This window comes from Caulobacter sp. GW822-FHT07D08 (genome assembly GCF_058798735.1).
The window spans coordinates 80121-106924 of the sequence record NZ_JBXAKU010000015.1 but is presented as its reverse complement, the minus strand read 5'-3'; the positions used below and the strand labels follow the sequence as shown (position 1 = coordinate 106924).

The 26804-nt window shown below is 67.3% G+C and carries 24 protein-coding genes and 4 tRNA genes; 6 read left to right on the top strand and 22 right to left on the bottom strand.

Translation table 11 applies throughout. The features are described 5' to 3' along the window. Nucleotides 1-123 precede the first annotated feature (123 nt). Nucleotides 124-2406: a ParB/RepB/Spo0J family partition protein gene (locus tag AC1RJ9_RS22360; RefSeq protein ID WP_492840046.1), complete on the bottom strand. Its 2283-nt coding sequence runs from the start codon at nucleotides 2404-2406 to the stop codon at nucleotides 124-126. Between the two features lie 375 nt (nucleotides 2407-2781). Here AC1RJ9_RS22360 and AC1RJ9_RS22355 point away from each other — a divergent pair, with 375 nt between their 5' ends. Beyond that, nucleotides 2782-3426, top strand: a complete 645-nt coding sequence (locus tag AC1RJ9_RS22355) for a hypothetical protein (RefSeq protein ID WP_492840047.1) — start codon at nucleotides 2782-2784, stop codon at nucleotides 3424-3426. A 174-nt stretch (nucleotides 3427-3600) separates the two neighbouring features. On the opposite strand, the gene AC1RJ9_RS22350 is transcribed toward AC1RJ9_RS22355, so the two are convergent. From AC1RJ9_RS22350 to AC1RJ9_RS22340, 3 genes are all read right to left on the bottom strand, one after another. Then, nucleotides 3601-4179 carry a hypothetical protein gene (locus AC1RJ9_RS22350; protein ID WP_492840048.1) on the bottom strand — a complete coding sequence of 193 codons (579 nt, stop codon included), beginning with the start codon at nucleotides 4177-4179 and terminating at the stop codon, nucleotides 3601-3603. A gap of 106 nt (nucleotides 4180-4285) precedes the next feature. Continuing rightward, nucleotides 4286-4525: a hypothetical protein gene (locus tag AC1RJ9_RS22345; protein WP_492840049.1), complete on the bottom strand. Its 240-nt coding sequence runs from the start codon at nucleotides 4523-4525 to the stop codon at nucleotides 4286-4288. Nucleotides 4526-4900: 375 nt separating this feature from the next. Then, complete coding sequence (locus AC1RJ9_RS22340) at nucleotides 4901-5233, bottom strand: DUF3768 domain-containing protein (protein ID WP_492840050.1); 333 nt, start codon at nucleotides 5231-5233, stop codon at nucleotides 4901-4903. A 507-nt stretch (nucleotides 5234-5740) separates the two neighbouring features. Between AC1RJ9_RS22340 and AC1RJ9_RS22335 the strand changes: the two genes are divergently transcribed. From AC1RJ9_RS22335 to AC1RJ9_RS22325, 3 genes are all read left to right on the top strand, one after another. Beyond that, nucleotides 5741-6331, top strand: coding sequence for a hypothetical protein (locus AC1RJ9_RS22335; protein WP_492840051.1), 591 nt, complete (start codon nucleotides 5741-5743; stop codon nucleotides 6329-6331). Between the two features lie 106 nt (nucleotides 6332-6437). Beyond that, nucleotides 6438-7670 (top strand): DUF2726 domain-containing protein, encoded by a 1233-nt coding sequence (locus AC1RJ9_RS22330; RefSeq protein WP_492840052.1) that lies wholly within the window; start codon nucleotides 6438-6440, stop codon nucleotides 7668-7670. 353 nt (nucleotides 7671-8023) lie between these two features. After that, nucleotides 8024-9694 (top strand): recombinase family protein, encoded by a 1671-nt coding sequence (locus tag AC1RJ9_RS22325; RefSeq protein WP_492840149.1) that lies wholly within the window; start codon nucleotides 8024-8026, stop codon nucleotides 9692-9694. Here the strand turns inward: AC1RJ9_RS22325 and AC1RJ9_RS22320 are convergent. The 13 genes from AC1RJ9_RS22320 to AC1RJ9_RS22260 form a co-directional block, all read right to left on the bottom strand. Next, nucleotides 9653-9729: transfer RNA gene (locus AC1RJ9_RS22320), tRNA-Arg, on the bottom strand. The two genes, AC1RJ9_RS22325 and AC1RJ9_RS22320, sit on opposite strands and share 42 nt — an antisense overlap. Nucleotides 9730-9757: 28 nt before the next feature. Next, a complete protein-coding gene (locus tag AC1RJ9_RS22315) occupies nucleotides 9758-10063 on the bottom strand; it encodes an ETC complex I subunit (RefSeq protein WP_492840053.1) in 306 nt (101 codons plus the stop codon). 26 nt (nucleotides 10064-10089) lie between these two features. Further along, nucleotides 10090-10166: transfer RNA gene (locus AC1RJ9_RS22310), tRNA-Pro, on the bottom strand. A 65-nt stretch (nucleotides 10167-10231) separates the two neighbouring features. After that, nucleotides 10232-10660, bottom strand: coding sequence for a DUF192 domain-containing protein (locus tag AC1RJ9_RS22305; protein ID WP_492840151.1), 429 nt, complete (start codon nucleotides 10658-10660; stop codon nucleotides 10232-10234). A 106-nt stretch (nucleotides 10661-10766) separates the two neighbouring features. Then, a complete protein-coding gene (gene cspD, locus AC1RJ9_RS22300; protein ID WP_492840054.1) occupies nucleotides 10767-11357 on the bottom strand; it encodes a stationary phase survival cold shock domain protein CspD in 591 nt (196 codons plus the stop codon). 174 nt (nucleotides 11358-11531) lie between these two features. Beyond that, nucleotides 11532-11606: transfer RNA gene (locus tag AC1RJ9_RS22295), tRNA-Glu, on the bottom strand. 45 nt (nucleotides 11607-11651) lie between these two features. Further along, nucleotides 11652-11726 (bottom strand) — tRNA-Glu (locus tag AC1RJ9_RS22290). Between the two features lie 101 nt (nucleotides 11727-11827). Beyond that, entirely contained in the window at nucleotides 11828-13657 is a 1830-nt protein-coding gene (recJ, locus tag AC1RJ9_RS22285; RefSeq protein WP_492840153.1) for a single-stranded-DNA-specific exonuclease RecJ, read from the bottom strand. A gap of 124 nt (nucleotides 13658-13781) precedes the next feature. Further along, complete coding sequence (locus AC1RJ9_RS22280) at nucleotides 13782-14759, bottom strand: class 1 fructose-bisphosphatase (protein ID WP_492840055.1); 978 nt, start codon at nucleotides 14757-14759, stop codon at nucleotides 13782-13784. A gap of 62 nt (nucleotides 14760-14821) precedes the next feature. After that, nucleotides 14822-15775, bottom strand: a complete 954-nt coding sequence (gene glpX, locus AC1RJ9_RS22275) for a class II fructose-bisphosphatase (RefSeq protein ID WP_492840056.1) — start codon at nucleotides 15773-15775, stop codon at nucleotides 14822-14824. Between the two features lie 166 nt (nucleotides 15776-15941). After that, entirely contained in the window at nucleotides 15942-17231 is a 1290-nt protein-coding gene (locus tag AC1RJ9_RS22270; RefSeq protein ID WP_492840057.1) for a homoserine dehydrogenase, read from the bottom strand. 29 nt (nucleotides 17232-17260) lie between these two features. After that, nucleotides 17261-18481, bottom strand: a complete 1221-nt coding sequence (locus tag AC1RJ9_RS22265; protein WP_125158118.1) for an LL-diaminopimelate aminotransferase — start codon at nucleotides 18479-18481, stop codon at nucleotides 17261-17263. Between the two features lie 109 nt (nucleotides 18482-18590). Beyond that, nucleotides 18591-19031, bottom strand: coding sequence for a hypothetical protein (locus AC1RJ9_RS22260; protein WP_492840058.1), 441 nt, complete (start codon nucleotides 19029-19031; stop codon nucleotides 18591-18593). Nucleotides 19032-19121: 90 nt separating this feature from the next. Between AC1RJ9_RS22260 and AC1RJ9_RS22255 the strand changes: the two genes are divergently transcribed. Together AC1RJ9_RS22255 and AC1RJ9_RS22250 are read left to right on the top strand one after the other, a co-directional pair. After that, entirely contained in the window at nucleotides 19122-21122 is a 2001-nt protein-coding gene (locus AC1RJ9_RS22255) for a class I poly(R)-hydroxyalkanoic acid synthase (RefSeq protein WP_492840059.1), read from the top strand. Nucleotides 21123-21223: 101 nt separating this feature from the next. Next, entirely contained in the window at nucleotides 21224-21856 is a 633-nt protein-coding gene (locus AC1RJ9_RS22250) for a DUF1287 domain-containing protein (RefSeq protein ID WP_492840060.1), read from the top strand. Nucleotides 21857-21862: 6 nt separating this feature from the next. On the opposite strand, the gene argC is transcribed toward AC1RJ9_RS22250, so the two are convergent. The 5 genes from argC to AC1RJ9_RS22225 all read right to left on the bottom strand — a co-directional run bounded on the left by argC (nucleotide 21863) and on the right by AC1RJ9_RS22225 (nucleotide 26731). Next, nucleotides 21863-22816, bottom strand: a complete 954-nt coding sequence (gene argC, locus AC1RJ9_RS22245) for an N-acetyl-gamma-glutamyl-phosphate reductase (protein ID WP_492840061.1) — start codon at nucleotides 22814-22816, stop codon at nucleotides 21863-21865. 112 nt (nucleotides 22817-22928) lie between these two features. Continuing rightward, nucleotides 22929-23402 carry a 30S ribosomal protein S9 gene (gene rpsI, locus AC1RJ9_RS22240; RefSeq protein ID WP_492840062.1) on the bottom strand — a complete coding sequence of 158 codons (474 nt, stop codon included), beginning with the start codon at nucleotides 23400-23402 and terminating at the stop codon, nucleotides 22929-22931. 3 nt (nucleotides 23403-23405) lie between these two features. Further along, on the bottom strand, nucleotides 23406-23879 hold the full coding sequence (gene rplM / locus AC1RJ9_RS22235; RefSeq protein ID WP_492840063.1) for a 50S ribosomal protein L13: 474 nt from the start codon (nucleotides 23877-23879) through the stop codon (nucleotides 23406-23408). Between the two features lie 182 nt (nucleotides 23880-24061). Then, nucleotides 24062-25618, bottom strand: coding sequence for an alkaline phosphatase (locus tag AC1RJ9_RS22230; RefSeq protein WP_492840064.1), 1557 nt, complete (start codon nucleotides 25616-25618; stop codon nucleotides 24062-24064). A gap of 81 nt (nucleotides 25619-25699) precedes the next feature. Further along, nucleotides 25700-26731 (bottom strand): COX15/CtaA family protein, encoded by a 1032-nt coding sequence (locus AC1RJ9_RS22225; protein WP_492840065.1) that lies wholly within the window; start codon nucleotides 26729-26731, stop codon nucleotides 25700-25702. Nucleotides 26732-26804: the final 73 nt, after the last annotated feature.

Here is a 26804-nt window from a genome sequence, read left to right as displayed (position 1 = left end):
CCCCCCCCCCCCCCCCCCCCCCCCCCCCCCCCCCCCCCCCCCCCCCCCCCCCCCCCCCCCCCCCCCCCCCCCCCCCCGCGCCCGGACCAAGGTGACGGGCAGCCCGGGGGCCGCCCGTCAGGTTCAGCCCGCCACGGGCAGCAGGGCCTCGACCTCGTCGGCTTCGGCCTCGGACAGCGCCGCCTCGGCCTGATCCGCATCGCCCAAGGTCGCCAGCGGCTCGGCCTCGTCCGTCAGAGGCTCGGGCGGGTCGAGCGGGGTCGCGGCAATCGCCTCGGCCTCAGCCTCGGCGCCGTCCGCTTCGGTCTCGACAAAGGTCGCGCCGCCCTCCTCGTCCCCGCTCACCATGGCCGGATCAGGCTCCGACGCTTCAGGCTCGGACGCCTCGGGCTTGACCGTGCGCAGCACGGCCGGGAGCCAGCCCGCCTCGACCAGCAGCGGCTCTGCGGTCGCGACCATGTCGGGCTTCTTGAGGCCCGTGAGGCGCGCCGCCGCTTCGTCCGACACCCCGTCGCCGACGGCGGCGACGATCTGGGCCTTGGTCACGCGGTCGAGGTAGCGCGCGGCGGTAGGCTTCCAGTAGGCGCGCATGTCGAGGTCCAGAGCCGTGGCCAGGGTCTCGACATGGGCCAGGACCGACGCGGGGCGCCGCTCCCAGGACTTCACACCGTCGAGCGTCAGGCTCACGCAGTGGGCCAGAAGGCTGGCGCGGCTGTCGCCATCCAGCCCGACGACGAAGTCCCAGAGGTCCTCGGTGCGAGTCGGCATTTGACGCGCCCAGAGCCGATGGCGCTCAGCGATGGCCAACCCGGCTGGGCTGTCCTCAATACCCTCGCCGAATTGGTTGAGGTCGCGCGAGCCCCAGCGGATGTCGAGGCAGGTCGCCGCGCTCCCCACGCCGAACACCCGGCTGACCAAGGCGTGGACCAAGGCCACCTGAGCCAGATCGGGGTTCTGGACCAGGGCGTCGCGCAAGGCGGCGCTGCGATGGGCGGTCAACTCGGCGATCACCCGATCGGGCAAGGGCGCGGCCGGATCGCCTGGGGGGTCCTCGGTCTTGCCACCGGTTTCGACGTCGCCGCCTTCGCGCCCCTGGTCGTCCTCTCCGTTCTGCTCATCTCCTTCGCCGGGGTCGAACGCGGCGCGCGCCCCTTCGCTCTCGGCCTCGGCCTCCAGCTCGGGCTCGGCCTCGGGGGCGGGCTCGTCTTCGGGGCGCACGAACCCCCGGTCGATCCTGGCCTCGCCATAGGGGGTCAGGACGACCAATACCCCGGCGCGGGCCTTTTCCTCCGGGGTGTGGCCGTAGTCGTCTCCCAAGGCCTCCAGCTCGGCCGCGATCGCTTCGAACCGGGCGGCGACCTGCGGCGGCGGCGGGTCGATCTCGGCCCATTGGTCGGTCAGGGCCGCTTCCTCGGCTTGCAGGGCGGCGATGGCCTGCGCTGCCTCGGGAGTCCGCGTCAGCGCGTGTTCCCAGATGCGGGAACAGCCGTGACCGTGCGGGAAGGCAAGATGGGCGGAGGCCCATTTCCAGCCCTCGCGCTCGCGGATGTCGTGGGCCATGGCCACAAGCTTTTCGCCGACGAGACGGTCCAGTAAGACCACATCCTCGACCCACCCCTCGCTGTCCGGGGTGAAGAGATCGCGCAAGACCGGCCCGCCCGCCGCGACATAGGCGTCCAGTCCGACGAACCGCACGCGGGGATCGTCGGCGGCGACCTTGGTGTCGGTCATTGCCCGGCGGATGGTGTGGGGCTGGCGATTGCCGGACGGAAGCTGGGCGTAGACTTGCATCTGCCGCTCAGGATCGGGATTGACCGCGAAAGCCATGACCTGATCGAGGGTCAGGGCTTCCTCGCGGTAGAGGTCGAGCAGCGCGGGGGCGACGGCGCCCAGACGCAGGCGTTGACGGACGATCTCGGGCTTGACCCCGAACCGCGCCCCGATTTCCTCGGCCCCGTAGCCCTTGCGTTCGGCGAGGTCCTTGAAGGCTTCGAACTGGTCGGCCGGGTGCATCGGTTCGCGACTTAGGTTTTCATCCATCGACACCTCGGCCGGGTCGTTGGTCGTATCGACCACGCACCGCACCGGCGCGCCCTTGACCAGGGCCTTGCGCTTGGCCAGCAGACGCAAGGCTTGGCGGCGACCTTCGCCCGCGCTGACGAGGTAATAGCCGGTCTCGCGACCGTCCTTGACCTCGGGCTCGACGACGAGCGGCTGCAGGACGCCCTTGTAGGTGATCGAGGCCGCGCGGGCCTCGATCACCTCGGCGCTGTGGCCCACGCGCCGCGCGTTCTTCGGCGAGGCCTTGAGGCGGTTGAGGGGAATGTCCCGGACCTCGCCGTACTGGACAACGAGGCTCGCGGGGGACGCGGCCCTAGCGACCGCTGGGGTTTGCTGGGTGGTCATGATCTGCCTCCTTGGGGCTGGGGTGCAGGCGCAAGGCGCGCCTGAACCCTTGCCCGTCGGCGAGACCGGGGGTGCAAACGGAGGGGCGGCTTCGCGGGGACCCGGCTGCAGGGCGTCATCTCCCGACAGCCAGGCCTGCCCGCCTCGCCCGAAGCTGGGCGGAAGCCGATCCGAAGTGCGCCGGGGGCGGAGCCCCAAGCCACGGGCCGCGGCAGCGGCCCCTCAAGGACAGCGCGCGCAGCGACCAACGAAGCGTGAAAGCCGGTGGGCGATCCCGATCCGCGACTTCGTACGCGAGTGCGGCCGTCGCAGAGATGGACCCTCACGCCATCCATCGATCTTGACCCGGCGGGCGTCAGAGGCCTTGGTGCGCCGATGAGCGACGCGTCCGACATCGACGAGCAGGCCTGGCGAGCGGCCTTGACCCTGGCCCTGGTCGAGAAGGGTTTTCGCAATTCGGGGCTGGAGGAACTTCACACCGGCGTTTCGCCGGCCACCGCCGTGGGCGACTACAGCGATGTGAAGGTCGTCACCCCTTACGGCCAGATCGCCTGGGCCGATGTCGCGCGCCTCGACGATGCGGAGATGAAGGCGCTGATGATCGAGGTGGTCGATCGGGTGTTCACGATCCTGCGCCATCCCGAGCCGTTTCTGGCCCCGATGGCGGCGCAACATTGGAACAGACCGAGCCTCGTTCCGGCCATGATGGACCAGGTCGCTCGCTACGAGGCCCGCCAGCGCGGCATGGCCGAGGCCGAGGTCTGGAAGACATGGCCGCTGGACGATGGACCGCGACGTCCGCCGATCCGCAACGAACATCGGGTCGCCGCTCACGCCGAGGGCCCCGACGCAGAGACAGACGGTAGCCCGGCGCCGACATCGGTCGACGTCACCCCCGACAGTCTGCGCGCGCTCGCCGAAACGCCGATCGCCGACCCGGCCTGGATCGCCAAGGCACGCCAGGCCCTGGCGGCGGCGGCGGAGGGGTGGGAACGCGCCGAACTGCGGGTCCTCGACTAGATCGAGTCGGGGACCTACGGCTCGGACTGAGCGGCGCGGCTTGGCGACGAGAGATATCGCGGTGGGCGCTGCCGTCGCGGAGATGGTCCCTCGCACCGGGGCGTGTGGCGGGAACCCTAAATCGCCACGCGGAGCATTTGTCGGCTTGGGGTGATACACAGCGCAGAGCCTACATCACTGCAATTGCGCCGGCGCCCGTCCGCAAAGTTCCGCAACCCTTCGCTCGACCGACGCGGCCTTGTTGAAGACGTCGACGGCATTCTGCGAGAACCAACCTTCGGTGACGATCGGACTGTCGGTGAGGCTGGCCGTCTGGAACTGGGGCGCGCGCCGTTCGGCCACAACGATCATGGTGCTCTGCAGATTGAAGACCGCCGTGGCGAGGACCGGATCGTCGAACTCAGAGAGCTTGAGCTCGCCCAGCACCTTCATGGAAAGCGTCAGGGGCCCCTGCTCTTGCAGCGCCACGAAGGCCTTGAGACTAAGGTTCTTGCCTTCGACGGCCCGTTGGACCGCCTGGAACGTCTGCAGCACCCACCGCGCCGTGGAGGCTGCGTTTTCATAGGTCCGGGTCTTGGACGCGATGGCTTGGCGCGTGATGAACCGCTCCTGCAGCCAGGCGGCGGCAAAGACAGCCGCCGCGGCGAAGACAGCTTGCGCCCAGGCCGCGACCGTCGCGCCGAACAGGCTGTTGTCCTTGGCCGTGGCGCCACCGAGGAAATAGCCGGCGATCGCGACGGCGATCATCAGCACCAGAACGGGGCGAGACAGCTTGACCATGACCGGAGCTTGGCCGAACGCCGTTCGCAAATCCAGCGTGGTCCCGCCCAAGCCCGACCACGTCGGCTAGGCGATGCGTTCAGCCGAGCTTAGCGAGCAAGGCTTCACAGCGGGGTTTGAGCTCCCCGAGACTGGGATGTGCCTGGAGCCAGGCCCCGAAAGCGAGGATTTCCGCCTCCTGAGGCGCGGACCAGCCCTCGCCATGGACCATCGCGCTATAGAGGTTCTGGATCTGGCGACGAGGATCGGGCGCGCTAGCGTAACCGCGAAGCAGGCGGCGGGCCGTCACGAGCGCCTCGGCGCGGGTGGTCTTGAACACGACGCGAAGTCCTAAATGGCGGAATCGGCGAGCGCCGACCGCAGCGGTCTAAGGGCGGCCGGCTCTCCTTACCAGCGCTGACGGAGAAGCAAAGATGGCCGCTGGACGTGCGTAGGCCATCCCGGGGTGACAAGCGCTTGAACGTTCGACCAGGGCCGCCGCAGGTATGGTCACTCGACACGAGCCCGGCCATCGCAGGGATGGTCCCGCGCCTAGACTGTCCCGTTATCGCGCCGGCGCCGTCCCGGCGTCCCCCCGTCCAAAGGAAAGCGGCCGATCCCAAAAGGATCGGCCGCGCGGACGCCATCCAACGCCCCGCCCCAACCAGCCGGACAAAGGGACGCCGCCGCACCCAGGCGCGGCGGCGTCCGGTCCTCAGTATTCCTCGGCCAACATCAAGGTCAGCACCCGCTTGGTCACGGCTGGGTCAGCCGGATCGGGCGAGGCCATGCAGAGGTCGAGGTCGTAATAGTCGATCTTCCAGAACAGCCGCGCACGGCCGACCGTGACCGCGCCAAAGTCACGCTCGGCATAGGGGTCGTTGTCCTCGGAGAAGTCCGCAAAGCGCGTGACGGCGGCGAAGGCGCTGGCCTGATCGGCCACCGACAGCCCCCGCACGCCGGGGGTCAGCATCCAGCCCGCGCCGGGCTCGGCCCGGCAGGCGTCGTTCAACGCCGCGATAGCGGCGGCATGGTCTTGCTCGGTCATTGATGTCTCTCCCTTCAGGGGTTCGGGTTCAGGCGCAAAGCGCGCCTGAACCCGGCGCCCGTCGGCGAGACCGGGTGTGCAAGCGGAGGGGCGGCTTCGCGGGGACCCGGCTGCAGGGCGTCCTTGAACAATGGCCAAGCCTTGCCCGTTTCGCCCGAAGCTGGGCGGAAGCCGATCCGAAGCGCGCCGAGGGCGGAGCCCTAAGCACGCGGGCAAAGCCCGCCCTCCAAGAATGAAGCCTGCACAGGAGCCCGCGCACCGCGCGTGGCGGGAGGCGGCGTCGAGCGGCCGGCGGCAGGCCAAAGCCTGCCCGAAAGGGTCGCGCCCGAGGGAGCGACGAAAGCCGCGGGACCGAGCGTGACCGCCGGCGGCTCTCCTGATGCCGAAGGCGCGAAGGCTCGCCGAAAGGCGAGCTGAAGCCCTCAAGCGCAGGTCGCGGCGCCGGATCCCGCCCGGCGGGGTGATCGGCCCGTTGCGGACCAGGGTTGGAACGGGCAAGTCTGCGGGATGCGCTCCATCCTCGGAAAAAGTCTCGCCTTGCTGTGCTTCGCGGCCGGCGCCGCCTCGGCCGCGGATCTTCCCAATGAGATCACCAAGCAGTTGCCGCCCGGCTATGGCGTCCTGGCTTCGACCCGCGCCTCCGTCGACGGCGGCCATCTGTTCTACATCGTGGCGCTCGACGCCACGCACGAGCCGAAGGCATCGGATCGTGCCCCCGCAAGGCCTTTGCTCATCTTCGAACGGCGCCCCGACGGCCGCTATGGGCTGGCGGGTCGCAACGACGAGGTCGTCCTGCGCGCCGATGACGCGGGCCTTGCCGGAAACGGCTGCGACCCGTTCGAGGACGGCCAGATCGTGGTGAAAGGTCCCTACTTCACCGTCGAGAACGGCGTCGCCTGCGGCGCGCATTGGACGGACTACGTCACCTTCCGGTTCGATCCCCAGATCAAAAGCTACGCCTTCGACAATTGGCGCTTCCAGTCTTGGAAACTCAACCCGAAGAACGACCCCGATGCGGACGCCCTGGTTCCCGAGGTCAGCCGCCTAGTCCGCGCGCCCAAAGGCGCAAAGACGCCGTTCGCGACGTGGCGCAGGTAGCGCTGAGCGTCAGGAACAGGCGCCAGCGACGCCGCCGCTCACGGTAACCTTGGCCTTAAGCAAGCTTCTTAGGAATCGCCGAAAGGTTGAGACCTAGCCTTGGCCCATGTCGCATTTCCGCACGGCCTTCCGCCCCGCGTCCATTCTCGCCTTGAGCCTGCTGATCGCTGCGCCAGCTCAGGCCGCCATCCTCCAGGTCGGTACAGGGATAGAGATCGAAGCGGCCGCTGACGAACCCCTTTCGACTGAAGCAAAAAGCGATGATCCCTCGCCCGCCGTCAAACCCAAGTCCAAGGCGAAGGGTAAGGGACGCGCGACCGGCCACAGGAACAAGCGACACAAGGCTTCGCCCCATCACACGAAGAAGCCGCCGGCGTTGGCCCAGACCGTGGCTAAGCCCTCCTTGGTCGCTCGCTTGGCGTCGTGGGTGGCAGCGCAGCTCCCGTTGATCCTGGCGGTGTGCGGGTGCGGGGTGGCGATTTGGGCCTGGCGCGATCGTCGGATGCTCCAGAGCGCTAACGCGACGCTGGTCCTGCAAAGGCAGGCCGCCGAGATCAAACAGCAGCAGCTTGCCAACCAAAACCAGCGCCTGACGAGCCGCGCCAACGAGGTGGAAGCCCAGTTCGCCGGGCTCCGACGGAACAGTGAGAACCTGGAAGATCGCCTCTACGACGCAGATCGAAAAATCGCCCAGCTGCAGACCGAACTGAAGCTGGCCTTGGCCCGCGATGAGTTCGATGAGATCGACCAGCGCCGCAAACCCGCGGCAATCGACGCCTCCCTCGAAATCGAAGAGGCTGAACTGCCGGACGATCCGGCGGAATGCAGGCGCTTGGAAGAGGAGGCTACTATTCTGCAGGGGCATTTGGCGGCGGTGCGACGGGCCCGTCAGCTCGGCGCCTCGGCGGTCCAGCCCATAACGGTGCTGAATCGCGAGGAAAATAGGACCTTCTGGCAAGTCCACGCCTGGACAAAAGCCAACGATTTATACCTGAGCCCGCAGGTCAGCATGGGAGAATTCCTCGACACCCCGGACAGCGCGCGTTGGACAGGGGTGCACGGCGCGTTCAACCCACGGCGTGTCGACATGCTGATCAGCGACAAGAAGTGGAATCCCTTGATCGTCATCGAGCACCAGGGATCAGGACACCAACAGGGCAACTGGCGTCTGCGCGACGCCATCAAGGGTGAGGTCTTGGAGATCGCGAAGATGCCGCGCGTAGAGACGGTCGAGAAGGAGCCGGACGAGAGCATACATGGCAAGCTTGACGAGGCCTTCGCCAAGACCGGAGCCCTACCGCGCCAGAGCCGGGGAGGAAAGCGACGCGCTGCGTCCTAGGGTGTTCTACGCCATTCAGCCGTGATCTGGTTCACGCCAAAGCCGCCGTTTTCCTGTCTTTCCACGACGGCGGAACGGCCCACCTTGCTCCTGGAAACCCCAAGGCGTGAACCTAGGCGATGCCCCGACATCCGCCCCGACGCCGTGTGATACCGACCGATCTCTACGACTACCTAAATAAATTCCCGAGCCGACTACCAACACCCCCGGCCTCGCGCGTCTCCATCTCGGTTTCAGACGACTGGCCAGACGCGCCGCCTATCACCCTGCGCGAACTCCAGCTGACCGAGGCCTATCTGGAGAAGGTGCTGGCCGAATTGCTCGGACCCCTGCCCTGATCCGCAGGAAGCAAAATGGCCAAGCGCAAGACACCTCCGCCCCCGTCCCTGCCCCATGTGGCGCTCTATCTTCGGGTCTCGACCGGCCGCCAGGCCGAAAGCGACCTGTCCATCCCCGACCAAGGCCGACAGCTTCGCGCCTATTGCGAGGGCAAGAACTGGCCCGTGGCCGAGGAGTTCATCGAGCCTGGCAATACGGCCACCGACGACCGCCGTCCGGCCTTCCAGCAGATGATCGATGCGGCGATGGCCAAGCCGCCGCCGTTCCAAGTCATCCTGGTGCACTCGTTCTCGCGGTTCTTCCGCGATCAGTTCCTGTTCGAGTTTTACGCGCGCAAGCTGGCCAAGAACGGGGTGCGGATCGTCTCGATCACCCAGGAGGTCGGCGACGACCCCATGGGCGTGATGGTGCGCCAGATGATGAACCTCTTCGATGAGTATCAGTCGAAGGAGAACGCCAAGCACACCCTGCGCGCCATGAAGGAGAACGCGCGGCAAGGCTTCTGGAACGGCTCCCACCCGCCGCTGGGCTACAGGGTTGTGGCCGCCGAGCAGCGCGGCGAACGGATCAAGAAGAAGCTGGAGATCGACCCGATCGGGGCTGAGACCGTACGAACGATCTTCCGCCTCGCGCTTCACGGCCACGACGGCAGCGGGCCGATGGGCGTGAAATCGATCACCAACCATCTCAATGACAAGCGCATCACCACACGCGGCGGCGGCCGGTGGGGCGTGGGCACGGTGCACCATACCCTGACGCGAACGACCTATATCGGCGAGCACGTCTTCAACAGCCGCCATTGGGCCAGCCAAGAGCAAAAGGACGACCACGAGCGGGTGATCATGTCCGTGCCGCCGCTGGTCGACCGCGAGACCTTCGATGCGGTCCAGCGGGCGATGTCGCTGCGCAACCCGCTCGCCATGGCCCCGCGGTTCGTCAACAGCCCCATCTTGCTGGGCGGGATCTGTTTCTGCGGCCTGTGCAGCAAGGCCATGACCCTGCGCACCGGCAAGGGCAGCACCTACCGCTACTACACCTGCTGCACCAAGGCGCGCCAAGGCGCGACCGGCTGCGAAGGCCTGTCCGTCCGCATGGATCTGCTGGACGCCTCGGTCATCGATCACCTGGAAACCCGCTTGCTCAATCCCAAGCGGCTGGCGACGATGATGGACAACATCCTCGACCGCCGCTCCGAATGGATCGAGCGTCGCCACCGCCATGTCGCTGACCTGAAAAGGCGGGCGACCGAAGCCGAGCAGCGCTTGCAGCGGCTTTACCTGTCCATCGAGCAAGGGATCGTCGACCCCACCGACCGATCGCTCAAACAGCGGGTCGCGGACCTGAAAGCCCACCGCGACGCCGCCGACGGCGACGCCCGACGGGCCGCTTCAGCGATCGACAAGATCACCCCCGCCTTGACCCCGGACCTGCTGCGAAGGTTCTCCGAGGCGACCCGGCAGATGTTCAGAGATAACGACGGCGGCTACCGCCGCGACCTGATCCGCGCCGTCGCCCAGAAGGTCGAGCTGGTGTCGCCGTTCGAAGCCAGAATCTGCGGCTCGAAGGTCGAACTGCTCAGAACCTTGGCGTCCAACAACGGCGTAGAATCGGCGGCTCTAGCGGTGCCGGGTTTTGTACGGGAATGGCGCGCCCTGCTGGATTCGAACCAGCGACCGCTCGCTTAGAAGGCGAGTGCTCTATCCAGCTGAGCTAAGGGCGCGCGCTGGCCGGCCTGGTCCGCGGCGGCCCTAGTGGGTCCAGGGCTGCTTGCGGTTGGCGGCGAAGTTGTCGGCATAGGCCTTGATGATCCGCTTGGAAGTCTTCGGCTCGAAGAGCTGGAAGGCGATCTCGTGGCGCTGGGCGTAGGCCACCGCCTCGTCGCGGCTCTCGAAGGTCAGGCGGATCTGGCCGTTCATGTCGCTGGACGTGGTCCAGCCCATCAGGGGATCGGGCTTGCGGGCCGAGGCCGGTTCGAACTCCAGCACCCAGTCCTTGGTCTTGGCCTTGCCGGACTGCATGGCGTTCTTGGCGGGGCGATAGATGCGGGCCAGCATGGACCTCTCCCAGAATACCTTACCGATGGTCGGAGCGGCAGGATTTGAACCTGCGACATCCTGGTCCCAAACCAGGCGCGCTACCAGACTGCGCTACGCTCCGAAACATCGGCAGGCGCGTGCTCTACAGGGGTTCGAAGCGCGGATCAACGATCCGGACGCCGCAATTCACCCCTTCGGGAAGATTCGATGCAGAACGCGGTCGCCGGGCAGGATGCCCAGCTGCGCCGCGCGGCCGCCAGCCAGCTCCAGAACGCCCAGAACCAGCCCCCCGGACGCCAGCGGCGTCTCGTCATGCGGACGAGCGTTGCGGGCGATCGACAGGATCTTGCCGTTCGGCGCGATGTAGATGATGTCGAGCGGAATCAGGGTGTTCTTCATCCAGTAGGCCACGCGCTGGGGCTTGGCGTAGGTGAAGAGCATCCCGTGGTCGGGCGCCAGGCTCTTGCGGAACATCAGCCCCCGCTCTTGCTGGGCGCGGGTGGCGGCGATCTCGACCTGAAAGCGTTGGCGACCGCGCAGGGTGACGATTTCCACCGTCTCCAGCTTACTCCCAGGCGCGGCCCAAGCGTTGGCGCCCGCGCCGACGCCCAGCATCAGCCCGGCGAGCAGCGCCCGCCTTCCGATCATCCGTTCCGCCACGCATCACCTCGGGAGAAGCCAATCTCGGTCGAGACTAGCCTTCCCCCCGAGATGGCGAAAGTCAGGCGTCGCCGGCGGTGATTTCCGCGACCACCAAGCCCTTGGGGCCCCGCGCGAACCGCACCAGGACGTCGTCGCCCGGTTGCAGGTCCTCGAGCCCGCCCCGACGGAGCGTCTCGATATGCACGAAGATGTCCCCGGGCTCGGCGTCGCGAATGACGAAGCCGTAGCCCTTGGTGCGGTTGAACCACTTGACCTTGGCGTGCTCGGCCGGCCCTTCGGGCTCCAGGGCGTGACGCCCATGGCCTTCCCGCAGGGGATCGCGGCGCGGCGGCCCGTCGGCGAAGGTGCGCCTCTGCCGCTCGATCGGCGCGGCCGCGCAGCTTTCGTCGAGATTGACGACCTCGCTGACCTGCCAGCCCTTGGGCCTTCGCACCACGTCGCACACGATCACCGCCCCCTCCATGGCGGTTTCGCGCCCGCAGTTGCGCAGCGACGTCACATGCAGAAGCACGTCCTTGAGCCCGGTCTGGCCCGGATCATCCGGTACGATGAACCCGTAACCCTTGCCGGCGTCGAACCACTTCACCCTCCCGCTGATGCGCACGAACTCTTCGTGCGCCGCAGCGTCCTCAAAATCGAAACCAGACATCCCACCCCTCTGGCTCGCCCAATCAGCCCATCGGAGCGAGCACTACGAGAACAGTGTTCTCGCGTGAGGAGAGCCGTCAATGACGAAATCACGTCAAAACGGCGCACAAAGGCGTTCCGCGACATTTCGTCGCAGAAACAACACAGAAACAATTCTGAAATACAGCCGAAAGTGTGGCAGTCCCTAGGGGAGTCGAACCCCTCTCTCCAGATTGAAAATCTGGCGTCCTAACCGATAGACGAAGGGACCACATCGCCGCCGAAGCGGAACATAGCCGATATATAGCCTCGCGGGTGGCAGTCCCTAGGGGAGTCGAACCCCTCTCTCCAGATTGAAAATCTGGCGTCCTAACCGATAGACGAAGGGACCACGGCCCCGCGAGGAAGCGGGTGTATAGCCGCGACCTTAGGGGTGCGCAAGCGGGCGAAAGTCATTTTTTCAGTCCGCCCACAACGCCTGTGGCAAAGGGTCTATTCTGAGTATCGCGCTCTGGGATCATGGGCGTCCTCGATCTCCAACTGGACGCCGTTGCGGCCCATGTAATCGTCCGGCTTCAGCTTGCCGACGACATCCAGCGCGCCGCCGCCCGCCAGCAGACGCTGGCCCAGCGGCGTTTCGGCGCTGCGCCAGCTGATGGCCTTGATGCGGTCGCCCGTGGGGCCGACGAGGTCCATGCGCACGTGGCCGCCTTTCAGCGCCGAGACCCGGTCGGGCCTCACCTGGGTAAGCGCGAACATCGGCTCGGGATTGCCGGGGCCGAACGGGGCCAGGCGCTGGAAGTCGTCGAGCAGCGCCCGACTCGCCGCGCGCGGCTGCACGAGGGCGTCGATCTCGACCGACTCGATTCCCACCGCCTCCATCTCGCCGGCCAAGCGTTCCTCCAGGAAGGCGCGGAACTCTGGAATCATCTCGGGACGGATCGACAGGCCGGCCGCCATGGCGTGGCCGCCGCCGGCCATCAGCAGACCCGCCTCGAAAGCGGCCTGGATGGCGCGGCCCAGATTGACGCCGGGCTGCGAGCGGCCCGAGCCCTTGCCGACATTGGCGGCGCGGTCGACGCCGATCACCACCACCGGCTTGCGATAGCGTTCGCGCAAGCGGCCCGCGACGATGCCGATGACGCCGGGATGCCAGTCCTCGCCGGCCACCACGATGACGGGCGCGTCGGTGTTGAAGTTGCCGCGCTCCAGCATGGCCGCGGCCTCTTCGACCACGGCCGCCTCGACGGCCTTGCGCTCGGTGTTGAGGCCGTCCAGTTCCTCGGCCAGGGCGGCGGCTTCCAGCGGATCGTCGGTCGACAGCAGCTTGGCGCCGAGGTCCGAGCGCCCGATACGGCCGCCGGCGTTGATACGAGGCCCCAGGATGAAGCCGGCGTGGAACACGGACGGCTCGCCCGAGCCCTTGCCGACCTCGAACAAGGCCTTCAGCCCTGGATTGGCCCAGGCGCCCATGGTCCGCAGGCCCAGCGCCGTCAGGGCGCGGTTGAAGCCGACCAGCTGGGTGACGTCGCAGACCTCGCCCAGAGCCACGAGGTCGAGCCACTGGCGCAGGTCCGGTTGCGGCCGCTCATCGGTGAACAGGCCGCGCTTGCGGGCCTCGCGGTTCAGGGCGGCCAGCAGCACGAAGGTCACCCCGGCGGCGGCCAAGACCCCCTGCCCGCTCTGGCAACCGGGACGGTTCGGGTTGACCACGGCGGCGGCGGCTGGCGGATCCTCGCGCATCAGGTGGTGGTCGATGACCACGACCTCCAGGCCGATCTCGGCGGCGCTGGCGATGGCGTCATAGGCCGCCGCCCCGCAGTCCAGGGTCACGACCAGCTCGGCCCCGCCGTCACGGATCGTCTTGAACGCCGCCGGGCTGGGGCCGTAGCCCTCGGTCAGGCGGTCGGGAATATAGATGGGCAGTTCGACGCCCATATACCGGAACCAGCGCACCAGTTGGGCGGCGCTGGTGGCCCCGTCGACATCGTAGTCGGCGAAGACCATGGTCGGACGGCCTCGCTCCAGGGCGTCGATCAGGATCTCGGCGGCCCGGTCCATGTCGGTGAAACTGGACGGATCGGGGAACAGCGCCTTCAGGGTCGGGCGGAGATAGTGCTCGGCCTGCTCCAGCGAGACGCCGCGCGAGGCCAAGGCCCGAGCCAAGGGCTCGGTCAAGCCGTGTCGCTGCTGGATGTCGCGCACCACAGCCATGTCGGCCGGCCGCTCGCGCCAGGCGCGGCCGCTCAGCGAGCGTTCGACGCCCAGAAAGGCGCTGGGCAAGGCGCTGGCGGAAATATCGGTGACACCATCGGCGGGCATCGCTGGAGAGTAGCTGGTCACGCGGATTCGGACCATGCGGCGCCGAGACGACAGTCCCGGACGCAGGGAGTCTTTGCTTGGCGCGCGATGGCCGCCGAAACCGGCGACCACTTTCGGCTATCGCTTAGCCCGCCCGAACCTCGCCGCGAACCTCCTCGACCTCGTTGGCCGAACCCAGCACCACAGGCACGCGCTGGTGAAGCTTGGTAGGCTGGATGTCGAGAATATCCGTAACGCCCTCGATCGACTTGCCGCCCGCCCGCTCGATCAGCAGGCTCATCGGGTTGGCTTCGTACATCAGACGCAGCTTGCCCGGCTTGGCCGGCTCGCGGGCGTCCCACGGATACAGAAAGATCCCGCCACGCATCAGGATACGGTGGACGTCGGCGACCATCGAAGCCACCCAGCGCATGTTGAAGTTCTTGCCCCGCGGGCCGTCCTTGCCCGCCAGGCAGCCGTCGATGTAGCGGCGCACGGGCGGCGCCCAGTGGCGCTGGTTGGACATGTTGATCGCGAACTCGGCCGTGTCGGCCTTGATCGCCAGGTTCGGGTGGGTCAGCAGCCACTGGCCGTCGGCGCTGAGCGTGAAGCCGTCGACGCCGCCCGACAGCGTCAGGACCAGCATGGTCTGCGGGCCGTAGACGGCGTAACCGGCGGCGACCTGGTTTCTGCCCGATAGAAGGAAGTCGGCTTCCGTCGGCGCGTGGCCGGTCGGCGCGGGCAGCACCGAGAAGATCGTCCCGACCGAGACGTTGACGTCGATATTGCTGGAGCCGTCCAGCGGATCGAAGGTCACCAGATAGCCGCCCACACGGCCGGTCGGCTCGACTTCTTCCAGCTCTTCGGAGGCCAAGCCGGCGACGGCGGCGCAGGCCTTCAGGGCGTCGCTGAGCATGTCGTTGGTGATGACGTCGAGCTTCTTCTGCTCCTCGTCCTGGACGTTGGTGCTGCCCGCGGCGCCCAGGCTGCCCGAGAGCGCGCCGGAAGCGACGACGCGGCTGATCCGCGCGCAGGTCGCGGCGATCGTCTGGACCACGTCCTCGAGAGCGGCGTCGGCCGGCTCGGCCGCGAGCCGGGCGGCCAGGTCGACAAAGGCGGTCATCTGGAATCCTCGAAATCGAAAGCAGAACGGCCGCCCTACAGGACGGCCATGACAGAAAGGTCTCAGACCTTCCGCTTCATGCGGACCTCGCGGACGGTGCCCGTCGAGGAGTTCATCACCAGGGTATGGGTGTGGACGCAGCCGTCACGGAAGACGACGCCGTCCAGCAGCCCGCCGCGCGTCACGCCGGTGGCGGCGAAGATCGCCTCGTCCCGGACGATCTCGTGCAGGTCGTACTTCTTGTCGAGATCCGTCACGCCCCAGCGCGCGGCGCGGGCGCGCTCGTCGGCGTTGCGGAACAGCAGGCGACCCTGAAACTGTCCGCCGACGCACTTCAGCGCCGCGCAAGCCAGGACGCCTTCCGGCGCGCCGCCCGAGCCCAGATAGAGGTCGATGCCGGTCGAAGGATCGGTGGTGTTGATCACCCCGGCCACGTCACCGTCCGTGATCAGATGGATGCGAGCGCCGGCGGCGCGGACCTTGGCGATGATATCGGCGTGACGCGGACGATCCAGGACGCAGACGGTGATCTCGGTCTCCGCCACGCCCTTGGCGTCGGCGATCGCCTTGATGTTCTCGGCCGGCGAGCGGTCCAGGTCGATCACCCCGGCGGGCAGGCCCGGACCGCAGGCGATCTTGTCCATGTAGGTGTCGGGCGCATTCAACAACGTGCCCTTGGGCGCCCAGGCCATGACCGTAAGAGCATTGGGCTGGGCCTTGGCCGCCAGGGTCGTGCCTTCTAGCGGATCCAGGGCGATATCGACCTTGGGCCCCTTCCCCGTGCCGACCTTCTCACCGATGTACAGCATCGGCGCCTCGTCGCGCTCACCTTCGCCGATGACGATCTCGCCGTCGATATCCAGCGTGTTCAAGGCGTTGCGCATCGCGTCGACGGCGGCCTGATCGGCGGCCATCTCGTCGCCACGACCCAGCATCGTCCACGACGCGATGGCGGCGGCTTCGGTTACGCGAACGGCGTCCAGGACCAGCGAGCGGTCCAGGGTGTTCGAACTCATCCGTCTCTCCCGACCGCCCCGGAAGAAGGCGGCCTTGTTCCCAATGTCGCCTTCAACGCTCACCGAGCATTTCGCTTGCGAAATGCTCTAGTTTTTATTTCTAGAGCCCTTTTGTCCGATCCGATCGATTTATCGATTGGATCGGAAGGGCTCTAGGCTGGGTCGTCTAGATGCGCGCGACGCGCAGAAGGCGGGGACGCTCTAGCACGGTCTGCAATTTTTCGATGCGGCTAATCGCGTCCAGAAGTTTCGATTCCGGCGTCGCATGGGTAACGAGCACGATCGGCACGCCGCCCGCTCCTTCGACAGGCTTTTGCAGGAAGCTGTCGATCGAAACGCCACATTCGGCCAGGGTTTCGGAGATGGCGGCGATCACGCCCGGCTGATCCTTGACCATGATCCGCAGATACGCCTTGCCCACCGCGCGGGCCGGATCGATGGCGATGAACGGGGCCAGGGCGCCGGCTGGGGCCTGGAACACGGGGCGGACGGCCTTGGTCATCACGTCGGCGATGTCGGCGGCCACGGCGGCAGCGGTGGGGCCCGCGCCCGCGCCCGGCCCCTGGATGAAGATCCGGCCGATGCGCTTGCCCTCGATGAACAGCGCGTTGAGCGCGCCGCCCGCCTGGGCCAGCGGATGATCCAGCGGGGTCAGCGACGGATGCACCTTCACGGCCACGCCGTCGTCGGTCTTGGCGGCGCTGGCGACCAGCTTGATCCGGTAGCCCAGATCCTTGGCCAGCTTGATGTCGAGCAGCTCGACATCGCTGATGCCCTCGATCTCGGCGGCCTCGAAGTTCGGGGCGCAGCCGAAGGCCAGGGCGGCCAGGATGCTGATCTTGTGGCCGGCGTCGAAACCGCCGACGTCCGTGGTCGGATCGGCCTCGGCATAGCCCAGGCCTTGCGCCTCGCGCAGCACGTCGGCGAACGAGCGGCCGGTCTTCTCCATCTCGGTGAGGATGAAGTTGCAGGTGCCGTTGAGGATGCCCGCGACCGAGACGACGTCGTCGCCGACCATGGCCTCGCGCAGCATCTTCACAGCCGGGGTGCCGCCCATCACGGCCGCCTCGAACAGCAGCGGCACGCCCTGAGCTTCGGCCAGGGCGGCCAGTTCGGCGCCGTGCACCGCGACCAGGGCCTTGTTGGCCGTGACCACGGGCTTGCCGGCCTTCAGGGCGGTCTCGACGGCGGCCTTGGCCGGGCCGTCGCTGCCGCCGATCAGTTCGACGAACAGGTCGACGTCCGGCGAGGCGGCCAGGGCCACCGGGTCGTCGAACCAGGCCAGGTTCGAGATGTCGACCGGACGCGCGCGGGTCTTGTTGCGGGCCGAGACGGCGGTGACCACCGCCCGGTCGCCGGCCGGCGCGAAGTCCGGGCGCTCGGCCAGGAATTGCAGAAGTCCGCCGCCGACGGTGCCGAGGCCCGCGACGCCGACGCGCCAGGTCTTCTTCGTCATCTTCGAGTCCTTGGAGTCGAAACCAGCCCTCAGGCCTGTTCCATCTTGTTGTGAGCCTTGGCCAGGATGGAGTCGGCGTTGGCGATGAATTTCTTCACATTGCGCGCGGCCTGGCGGATGCGGTGCTCGTTCTCGACCAGGCCGATCCGGACATAGCCCTCGCCATACTCGCCGAAGCCGATCCCCGGGGCGACGGCGACGCCGGCCTCCTCGATCAGCAGGCGCGAGAACAGCATCGAGCCAGCCTCGCGATAGGCCTCTGGAATCTTGGCCCAGGCGAACATCGAGGCCGGCGGATTGGGAATGTCCCAGCCGGCGCCCTTCATCGACTTGATCAGGGTGTCGCGGCGGCTCTTGTAGATGCCGCGAATCTCGTCGACGCAATCCTGCGGGCCGTTCAGCGCCGTGGCCGCGGCCACCTGCACCGGAGTATAGGCGCCGTAGTCCAGGTAGGACTTCACACGGGCCAGAGCCGCGCAAATGCGGGCGTTGCCGACCACCATGCCCACGCGCCAGCCGGCCATGGCGTAGGTCTTCGACAGCGAGTTGACCTCGACCGCGATGTCCTTGGCCCCATCCACCTGCAGGATCGACGGCGGCGGATTGTTCTCGAAATAGATCTCGCCATAGGCCACGTCGCTGATCACCAGCAGGTCGTGCTTCTTGGCCAGCGCCACGGCGTCCTTATAGAAGTCCAGATCCACCCACTGGGCGGTCGGGTTCGACGGATAGGACAGGATCAGCACGCTGGGCGGCGGCACGGAGTGCTTCACCGCGCGGCTGATGTTGGAGAGGTACTCCTCCGGCGACAGGGCCGGCACATGGCGGATGATGCCGCCGGCCATGATGAAGCCGAAGGCGTGGATCGGATAGGCGGGGTTCGGACAGATGATCACGTCGCCCGGACCGGTCAAGGCCTGGGCGAGGTTGGCGAAGCCTTCCTTGGACCCGAGCGTGGCGATCACCTCGGTGTCGGGGTTCAGCTTCACGCCGAAACGCCGGCCGTAATAGTTGGCCATGGCCTTGCGCAGGCCAGGGATGCCCTTGGAGGCGGAATAGCGGCCCGCCTTGGGGTCGCGCGCCGTCTCGATCAGCTTGTCGACGATGTGCTGGGGCGTGGGCATGTCCGGATTGCCCATGCCGAAGTCGATGATGTCGGTCCCCTCGGCGCGGAGGCGCGCCTTGATCTTGTTGACCTCTTCGAAGACGTAAGGCGGCAGGCGGCGGATACGGTGAAAATCGGTGCTCATGGGGGCTCTATGCGCCGCGTCGGCGCTCTGGGAGCGAAAAGTCGGGCATGGATAGACCCCGAGCGGGGCCACGCCAAGCCAGTTCAAGGACGATTATGCCTCCGTCGGCCTATTTGGGCTGGGACGGAGGCGCGCTAGCTCGGCCGCGTGCGTCACGGGCGAAGGCTTCGGTGGCGGCGCGGTCGGCGTCGGTCGGCGCCTCGAAGGCGGGCGGCTTGGCGTCGCGACGGGCCTTGGCCGCGTAGGTCTCGCTGTCCTTGAGTTCCCAGGTGCTGGGCGCGGTGGCCGTGGTCAGGGCGTCGCCGGCGCGTTGCTGCTGCACCACGGCCGCGCGCACCTGGTCGGCGGTCGGCACGTCCGTGGGGATCGCCGGGATGTCCGAGAACTTGCGGCGCTCGCCCTTGGCCTTGGCCGCGGCGGTGGCGCGGGCGGCGATCGGCGAGCTGGGATCGACCTTGGCGGTCGAGAACGGCGTCGCGCACGCGGCCACGCCGGCCGTCAGGCCGACGATCAGAGCGACACGTACGATTTTGCGGGTTTCGCCGTTCATTGGTTCTGGTCTTATGCGATGATCGCGGCGAGCGAAAGGCGTTCGGCGCCGCTTTTCGCGAACAAGACAATAGCACGCGGAGGAAACCTCATGGCCACGGCGAAGGCGGCTCCCAAGGCCCGGAAGAAAGCTTCCCCCAAGGACGAGATCGCCCCCCCCAAGGCCAAGGCCGCGCCGAAGGCAAGCAAGGCCAAGCCCAGGCCAGAAGCTCCCGAGGCGCCGCCCAAAACCGAATCGGCTGGCAAGATTTCCGAAGGCTTCCAGGGCGGCCAGACTCCCCCACCCTTCCCGCCGTTCGAAAGGGTGCTCTCCGCCGACCAGCTGAAGATGGTCGAGACCCTCTCGGCCAACCTGGCCCGCGCCGCCGTCACCGCCCAGGGCGCGATCGCCGAAGCCGCGCTGCGCCAGGCCGATCGCCCCGCCGCCCTAACCCCCGACCCGTTTCATGTCGCGCCCGCCCTGAACGAGGTGATGACCCGCCTGGCCGCCCAGCCCGACCGGCTGATGCGGGCCCAGGCCGACCTCTTCAGCCAGTACATGGACCTGTGGCAGTCGACGGCCCGCCGCGCCGCCGGCGAGGCGGTCACCCCCATTGTCGCCCCCGCCGCCGGCGACAAGCGCTTTAACGACCCGGACTGGGCGTCGAACCCGATGTTCGATCTGATGAAGCAGTCGTACCTTCTGTCGTCGAACTGGCTGAACGGTCTGATCGCCGAGGTCGAGGGCGTCGATCCTAGCGCCAAGCGCCGGGTCGAGTTCTTCACCAAGATGCTGACCGACGCCTTCTCGCCGTCGAACTTCCTGATCTCCAACCCCGCCGCCCTGCGCGAAGTGGTGCAAACCCAGGGCCAGAGCCTGGTGCGCGGCATGGAGAATTTCGCCGCCGACCTGGAGCGCGGCGGCGGCCAGCTGGCGATCAGCCAGACGGATCTGGCCAAGTTCAAGGTTGGCGAGAACGTCGCCACCGCCCCGGGCAAGGTCGTCTACCAGAACGACATCCTGCAGTTGCTGCAGTTCGATCCGACCACGGAAACGGTCTGCGAGATCCCGCTGCTGATCTTCCCGCCGTGGATCAACAAGTTCTACATCATGGACCTGCGGCCCGAGAACTCGATGATCCGTTGGCTGACCGGCCAGGGCTTCACGGTGTTCGTCGCCTCATGGGTCAATCCAGACCAGAAGCTCGCGGCCAAGACCTTCGAAGACTACATGCTCGAAGGCATCTATGACGCCACCGCGCAGGTCATGACCCAGTGCGGCGTCGATCGGGTCAACACGGTCGGCTACTGCATCGGCGGCACCCTGCTGTCGGTCGCCCTGGCCCACATGGCCGCGCGCGGCGACAAGCGGATCAATTCGGCCACCTTCTTCGCCGCCCAGCAGGACTTCGCCGAAGCCGGCGACCTTCTGCTGTTCACCAACGAGGAATGGCTGCAGTCGATCGAGCAGCAGATGGACCAGGCCGGCGGCTTCCTGCCCAGCCAGTCGATGGCCGACACCTTCAACGCCCTGCGCGGCAACGACCTGATCTGGTCGTTCTTCGTCAGCAACTACCTGATGGGCAAGGAGCCGCGGCCGTTCGACCTGCTGTTCTGGAACGCCGACCAGACGCGGATGCCCAAGGCGCTGCATCTGTTCTATCTGCGCAACTTCTACAAGGACAACGCCCTGACGACCGGCAAGCTGTCGCTCGGCGGCGAGCGCCTGGACCTGTCGAAGGTGAAGATCCCCATCTACGTCCAGTCGTCCAAGGACGACCACATCGCGCCCTATCGCAGCGTCTATCGCGGGGCCAAGGCGTTCGGCGGGCCCGTGACCTTCACCATGGCCGGTTCGGGCCATATCGCGGGCGTGATCAACCACCCGGACGCCAAGAAGTACCAGCACTGGACCAACGAGAGCCTACCCGGCGACGTCAACGCCTGGATCGCCGGCGCCCAGGAGCATCCGGGCTCTTGGTGGGCGCACTGGGCGGCCTGGCTGAAGGCGCGCTCGGGCGATCAGGTCCCGGCTCGTGACCCGACCAAGGGCCCTCTGAAGCCGCTGGAGGAAGCGCCGGGCTCGTTCGTCCTGGTCAGGTCCGACGACTAGAGCGCGCGTGTTGGCGCCCAGCGCGTTTTGATCGACGACTGAGGCCTTCAAGACCCACGTTCGCCCAAATGCCGCCGCGATCGTGGCGAAGCTTCCGCGCCATGCTCACGCTGGATCGCCGCACCGTTCTGGGGATGGCCGTCGTCGCGCCCTTCGCGACCGCCGGCGGCGCGAGCCATGCGCTGATCCCCGACGCCGGACGCAAGCTGGCCATGGCCGCCCGCCAGCAGGTCGGCGTCACCGTCGACTACGATCCCAGCTACCGCAATATCGGCTATCCCAACGGCGACGTGCTGCGCACCAGCGGCGTCTGCTCCGATGTCCTGGTCCGCGCTGCGCGCGACGCCTGGGACATCGACCTGCAGCGGCAGGTGCACGAGGACATGCTCAAGGCCTTCTCGGCCTATCCGTCACGCCGCGAATGGGGCCTGACCAAGCCTGACGCCAATATCGACCACCGGCGGGTGCTGAACCTGGAGACCTTCCTGACGCGGCAAGGCGCCAGCCTGCCCCTGCCCGCCCGGCGCCCCTTCGGCGGCGACGGGTTCGAGTCGCCGCTGCCCGGCGACGTCCTGACCTGGCGGCTGGCTGGCGGCCGTCCGCACCTCGGCGTCGTGGTCGACGGCCCGCAGCATGTCCGCATGACGCACAACATCGGCGAGGGCGTCCGCGAGGAGCCCCTCTGGATGTTCAAGCTGCACAAGCCCGCCGGCCACTATCGCTGGCGGGTGTGACGCCGATCAGAGACCGGCGTCTTCCTTGAGGCCTAGCGCGATGTTCATGTTCTGAACGGCCGCGCCCGACGCGCCCTTGCCCAGGTTGTCCAGCAGCGCCACCAGACGCGCCTGGCCGCTGCTGTCGGAGCCGAACACGAACAGCTTCAGGCGGTTGGTGCCGTTCAAGCCTTCCGGATCCAGGGTCGTCAGGCTCTTGGCTTCCTCGAGCGAGGCGACCTCGACGAATTTCTCGCCCTTGTAGTGCTTGTGAAGGGCGGCGTGGATATCGCCCAGCGACGGCGCGCCGTTCAGGGTCGAGAAGTGCAGCGGCATCTCGACGATCATGCCCTGGCGATAGCGGCCCACGGCCGGCATGAAGATCGGCCGGCTCAGTAGACCGCCGTGCATCTGCATTTCCGGCACGTGCTTGTGGGCCATCGACAGGCCGTAGATCCGGTACGGGACCTTGGTGAAGCTTCCGATGCTTTCGTCCTCGAACTCGGCGATCATGGCCTTGCCGCCGCCGCTGTAGCCTGAGACGGCGTTGTACGAGACCGGCAGTTCCGGCGGCAGGATGCCGGCGCTGACCAGCGGCCGCGTCAGGGCGATGGCGCCGGTCGGGTAGCAGCCCGGGTTGGAGATGCGCTTGGCCTTGGCGATCTTGCCGCGCTGCTGCTTGTCCAGCTCGGGGAAACCGTAGGCCCAGCCCTCGGCGGTGCGATAGGCGGTCGAGGCGTCGATGATCACCGTGTTCGGATTGGTGACCAGCGCCACGGCCTCCTTGGCCGCATCGTCGGGCAGGCACAGGATCACGGCGTCGGCGCCGTTCAGCATCTCGGCGCGGGCGTCGGCGTCCTTGCGCTTGTCAGGGTCGATCGAGACCAGCTGCAGGTCGGTGCGGCCGGTCAGGCGCTCGCGGATCTGCAGGCCGGTGGTGCCGGCTTCGCCGTCGATGAAGACCTTGGGGGCGCTGGTCATGCGGACTCCGATCCTGGCTCTAGCCAGAGGAAGCAGAAAACAGAGACAGAAATGAAAAGGGGCGCTTCGGCCTGACCGAAGCGCCCCTTCCCGTAAGACGTAATCGTCGCGATTAGCGCTTCGAGAACTGGAAGCTGCGGCGGGCCTTGGCCTTGCCGTACTTCTTACGCTCGACGACGCGGCTGTCGCGGGTCAGGAAGCCGTGCGGCTTCAGGACCGGGCGCAGGCCGGGTTCGTAGTAGGTCAGAGCCTTGGACAGGCCATGACGGATGGCGCCGGCTTGACCCGACAGACCCGAGCCTTCGACGGTCACGATGACGTCGAATTGACCCAGACGGTCGGTCACTTCCAGCGGCTGGGCGATCATCATGCGCAGCACCGGACGGGCGAAGTAGACTTCCTGGTCACGACCATTGATCGTGATCGAGCCCTTGCCCGGCTTGATCCAGACGCGAGCGATCGCGTTCTTGCGCTTGCCGGTCGCGTACGAGCGGCCTTGGGCGTCGATCTTGGGTTCGACCGGAGCGGCAGCTTCCGGGTTGCTGGACAGGCTGGCCAGCGCTTCAAAGCCTTGTGCGTCGGTCATGGCTTAGAGGCTCCGGGTGTTCTTGGCGTTGCGGGCCGCGAAGTCGACGACTTCAGGGCTTTGCGCTTGGTGCGGGTGCTCGCCGTTGTTGTAGATGAGCAGGTGCGTGAGCTGCTTGCGAGCCAGCGGGCTCTCCTTCGGCAGCATGCGCTCGACGGCCTTCTCCAGGACGCGTTCCGGGAACTTGCCGCCCAGCACCTTGCGCGGGGTGGTTTCCTTGACGCCGCCCGGGTGACCGGTGTGACGGTAGTACACCTTGTCGTCCATCTTCTTGCCGGTGAACTTCACCTTGTCGGCATTGATGACGACGACGAAGTCACCGCAATCGACGTGCGGGGTGTAGTCAGGACGGTGCTTGCCGCGAAGACGCATGGCGATGAACGTCGCCAGACGGCCGACAACGGCGTCCTGGGCGTCGACCACGATCCACTTCTTCTCGACCTCGGCCGGCTTCAACGAAGCCGTGATCTTTTGCATGGGATTGATCCGTAATTTCTAGGCGTCCGACCCCGAGAAATCCGGTTTCGTCCGTGTGAGGCGCGGCATGTACGGGAGGGTTCGCGCGCTGTCAACAATGCGGAAGCAAGAAAGTACACAAACCCTTATTTTACAAAGACTTGTGTGATACGGTACCCAGATACCGCATCACGCAATCTTCCCTAGCCGCGCTTGAACCACGATTTCTTGGTCTTGGGCGCCTCGGCCGACGGGGCGGCGGCAGGCGCGATCGCCGGGGCGTCGAAGCCGAAGGCGTGGCGCATGACCTGGAAGATGTAGCTTTCCTCGACCACGCCGCGCAGCAGGAAGGCCTGCGGGCCGTCGGCGAACACCCCCACGTCCTCGCCGGCGTGGGCGGCGCTGGCGAGGTTCACCGTGGCCTGCTGGTGATAGTCGACGTCGTCCAGGTCTTCCTTGGCCGGGTCGTTGCGCGTGTTGTTGCCCGTCGGCCCGCCCGGGCCGGTGGCGAACATCAGGGTCGTATAGGCCTTGCCATCGCCGGCGATGGCGGGGGCGCCCTCGTTGCCGGCCATGCCCAGGATCGGCGAATTGCGGGCGGCATAGCCTGAGATCACCAGACCGTGGCTGTGGTCGGCGGTGACGACGACCAGGGTGTCCTTAAGGTCGACCTTGGCCAGCACGGCGGCGATGGCCTTGGAGAACTCGACCGTCTCGCTGAGCGTGCGCTTGGCGTTGCCCAGGTGGCTGCCCATGTCGATCTTGCCGCCCTCGACCATCAGGAAATAGCCGTTCGGGTTCTTGGACAGCACGTCGACCGCCGAGGTCGCCATCTCGGCCAGGGTCGGGACGCCCCGCCCCAGCACCGGACGCTCGACCTCATACGGCAGGTGCTCGGGCGCGAAGAGGCCCAGCACATGCTTGGTGTCGGCCGGGATGGCCTTCAACTGGTCGGCGGTGACGACGTAGGACGAGCCCGCGCCTTCGGCCTTCAGCCACTCGGCGGTCAGATCGCGGCCATCACCGCGCTTGCCGTCCTTGTCCTTGGGAAGGAAGCGCGAGCGCCCGCCGCCCATGACGACGTCCAGCCGCAGGGCGTCCGGAGCCTCGATCAGCTGGCGGGCGATGTCCTTGCAACCGGCCTGGATGGCCTCGACCGGCATGTCGCCGTCGCCTTCCCAATCGCGATAGGCGGTGTGGGCGTAGGCGCCGGCCGGTGTGGCGTGGGTGACGCGGGTGGTGGTGACGACGCCGGCGGCCTTGCCGCGCGCCTTGGCCAGCTCGGCCAGGGTGTCGACGCCATTGCCCTTCTCGGTCTCGCACTTCTCGCCGAGCGCCGCGCCGGTCAGGCCGATGATCTTGTTGCGGGTCTTCACGCCGGTCATGATCGCGGTGATACCGGCGGCGCTGTCGGTGACCTGGGTGTCGTGGCTGTAGGTCTTGGACAGCGCCGAATAGGCCAGCTTCTCGAAGGCCAGCGAATTGGACTCGCCGTCGACGCCCTTCATCTGGCCGTCATAGATGCGGCCGGCCGTGACCGTCGAGATGCCCATGCCGTCGCCCAGGAACAGGATGACGTTCTTGGCCTTGCCCGTGTTCGGGACCACGGCGATCTGCTTGGCCAGGGCGGCCTCGCCGGCCTTGTAGTACGCGTCAGCGGCGCTGACGGCGGCGTTCGTGGTCTCGATAGGATTCTGGGCGAAGGCGAGAGCGGGAATGGCGACGGACGCGACCAGCGCGAGAACAAGGGGGCGGATCAAGGCCAAGCTCCATGAGGAATCGGCCCGATTTGCGCCTGGCGTGTGACAGTTGTTCGGGGACTTTGTTTCAGCCGCCGAGATTCAAGGCCTGCGCACCCGCCACGCGAAGACGGTCGCCGTCGCCAGTAGCACGGCGGCGCCGGCCTGGTGCAGCACGCCCAACGCGATCGGCACACTGGTCATCAGGGTCCAGATCCCCAGGCCCGCCTGCAGGGTGACCACGATCGCCACCGTCAAGGCCGCTGCCTTGCTGCCCGCCGCCAGCGGACGGTCGCGCCGCGCCAGGAAGGCGATCGCCAGGCCTGCCGCGAACAGGGCGTAGGCCATCAGCCGGTGGTGCAACTGCACGGCGCCCTGGCTGTGCGCCAACGTGCCCCAGAGGCCCTTGCCCAGATATTCGGCCGGGAAGAAGCCGCCATTCATCAGCGGCCAGTCGTTATAGACGAGGCCCGCGTCGTTGCCGGCGACCAGCGCGCCCAGCAGGCTCTGGAAGAACACCGCGCCCAGGAAGGCCAAGGCCCAGCCACGCCAGGCCGAGCGCTCTTCGACCCGCGGCGAGCCATTCCAGGCGTCCAGCGCGGTCCAGATCAAGACGACGAACAAGGCCAGCGCCAGGCCCAGGTGGGTCATCAGCCGCTCGGGCGCGACCGAGACCCGCTCGGAGAGACCGCTGGAGACCATCCACCAGCCGACCAGCCCTTGCAGGCCGCCCAGGCCCAGCATGACGGCGCAGCGCCAGATCAGGCGACGCGGAATGTCGCGGCGGATCAGGAAGATGGCGAACGGGATGGCGAACGCCACGCCCACGGTCCGGCCCAGCAGGCGGTGCGCCCATTCCCACCAGAAGATGCCCTTGTACCCTTCCAGGGTCATGTCCGGGTTCACCAGCTGGAACTGGGGGATTTTCTTGTAGAGTTCGAAACTCTCGCGCCAGGCCTGCTCGGACAGGGGCGGCAACGCGCCCATGATCGGCTTCCACTGGGTGATCGAAAGGCCCGAGTCGGTCAGGCGGGTCGCGCCGCCCACGACCACCATGGCGAACACCATGGCGGCGACGAGGAAAAGCCAGATCGCGACGGGGCGCGAACGGTCGGAACGCAGGAAGGACGTCATGGGGCCTGAAAAGCGTCACTACTGGGCCGAAATGCGGCGAGACCTCCCTACGCCCGACGCTGGCCCGCATCAA

Excerpts from the sequence above, each read along its gene's own strand:
- AC1RJ9_RS22360 (WP_492840046.1), bottom strand. The coding sequence starts at position 2,406 with ATGACCACCCAGCAAACCCCAGCGGTCGCTAGGGCCGCGTCCCCCGCG.
- AC1RJ9_RS22355 (WP_492840047.1), top strand. The coding sequence starts at position 2,782 with ATGAGCGACGCGTCCGACATCGACGAGCAGGCCTGGCGAGCGGCCTTG.
- AC1RJ9_RS22340 (WP_492840050.1), bottom strand. The coding sequence starts at position 5,233 with ATGACCGAGCAAGACCATGCCGCCGCTATCGCGGCGTTGAACGACGCC.
- AC1RJ9_RS22335 (WP_492840051.1), top strand. The coding sequence starts at position 5,741 with ATGCGCTCCATCCTCGGAAAAAGTCTCGCCTTGCTGTGCTTCGCGGCC.
- AC1RJ9_RS22330 (WP_492840052.1), top strand. The coding sequence starts at position 6,438 with ATGTCGCATTTCCGCACGGCCTTCCGCCCCGCGTCCATTCTCGCCTTG.
- AC1RJ9_RS22325 (WP_492840149.1), top strand. The coding sequence starts at position 8,024 with ATGGCCAAGCGCAAGACACCTCCGCCCCCGTCCCTGCCCCATGTGGCG.
- AC1RJ9_RS22315 (WP_492840053.1), bottom strand. The coding sequence starts at position 10,063 with ATGCTGGCCCGCATCTATCGCCCCGCCAAGAACGCCATGCAGTCCGGC.
- AC1RJ9_RS22305 (WP_492840151.1), bottom strand. The coding sequence starts at position 10,660 with ATGCTGGGCGTCGGCGCGGGCGCCAACGCTTGGGCCGCGCCTGGGAGT.
- cspD (WP_492840054.1), bottom strand. The coding sequence starts at position 11,357 with ATGTCTGGTTTCGATTTTGAGGACGCTGCGGCGCACGAAGAGTTCGTG.
- recJ (WP_492840153.1), bottom strand. The coding sequence starts at position 13,657 with ATGCCCGCCGATGGTGTCACCGATATTTCCGCCAGCGCCTTGCCCAGC.
- AC1RJ9_RS22280 (WP_492840055.1), bottom strand. The coding sequence starts at position 14,759 with ATGACCGCCTTTGTCGACCTGGCCGCCCGGCTCGCGGCCGAGCCGGCC.
- glpX (WP_492840056.1), bottom strand. The coding sequence starts at position 15,775 with ATGAGTTCGAACACCCTGGACCGCTCGCTGGTCCTGGACGCCGTTCGC.
- AC1RJ9_RS22270 (WP_492840057.1), bottom strand. The coding sequence starts at position 17,231 with ATGACGAAGAAGACCTGGCGCGTCGGCGTCGCGGGCCTCGGCACCGTC.
- AC1RJ9_RS22265 (WP_125158118.1), bottom strand. The coding sequence starts at position 18,481 with ATGAGCACCGATTTTCACCGTATCCGCCGCCTGCCGCCTTACGTCTTC.
- AC1RJ9_RS22260 (WP_492840058.1), bottom strand. The coding sequence starts at position 19,031 with ATGAACGGCGAAACCCGCAAAATCGTACGTGTCGCTCTGATCGTCGGC.
- AC1RJ9_RS22255 (WP_492840059.1), top strand. The coding sequence starts at position 19,122 with ATGGCCACGGCGAAGGCGGCTCCCAAGGCCCGGAAGAAAGCTTCCCCC.
- AC1RJ9_RS22250 (WP_492840060.1), top strand. The coding sequence starts at position 21,224 with ATGCTCACGCTGGATCGCCGCACCGTTCTGGGGATGGCCGTCGTCGCG.
- argC (WP_492840061.1), bottom strand. The coding sequence starts at position 22,816 with ATGACCAGCGCCCCCAAGGTCTTCATCGACGGCGAAGCCGGCACCACC.
- rpsI (WP_492840062.1), bottom strand. The coding sequence starts at position 23,402 with ATGACCGACGCACAAGGCTTTGAAGCGCTGGCCAGCCTGTCCAGCAAC.
- rplM (WP_492840063.1), bottom strand. The coding sequence starts at position 23,879 with ATGCAAAAGATCACGGCTTCGTTGAAGCCGGCCGAGGTCGAGAAGAAG.
- AC1RJ9_RS22225 (WP_492840065.1), bottom strand. The coding sequence starts at position 26,731 with ATGACGTCCTTCCTGCGTTCCGACCGTTCGCGCCCCGTCGCGATCTGG.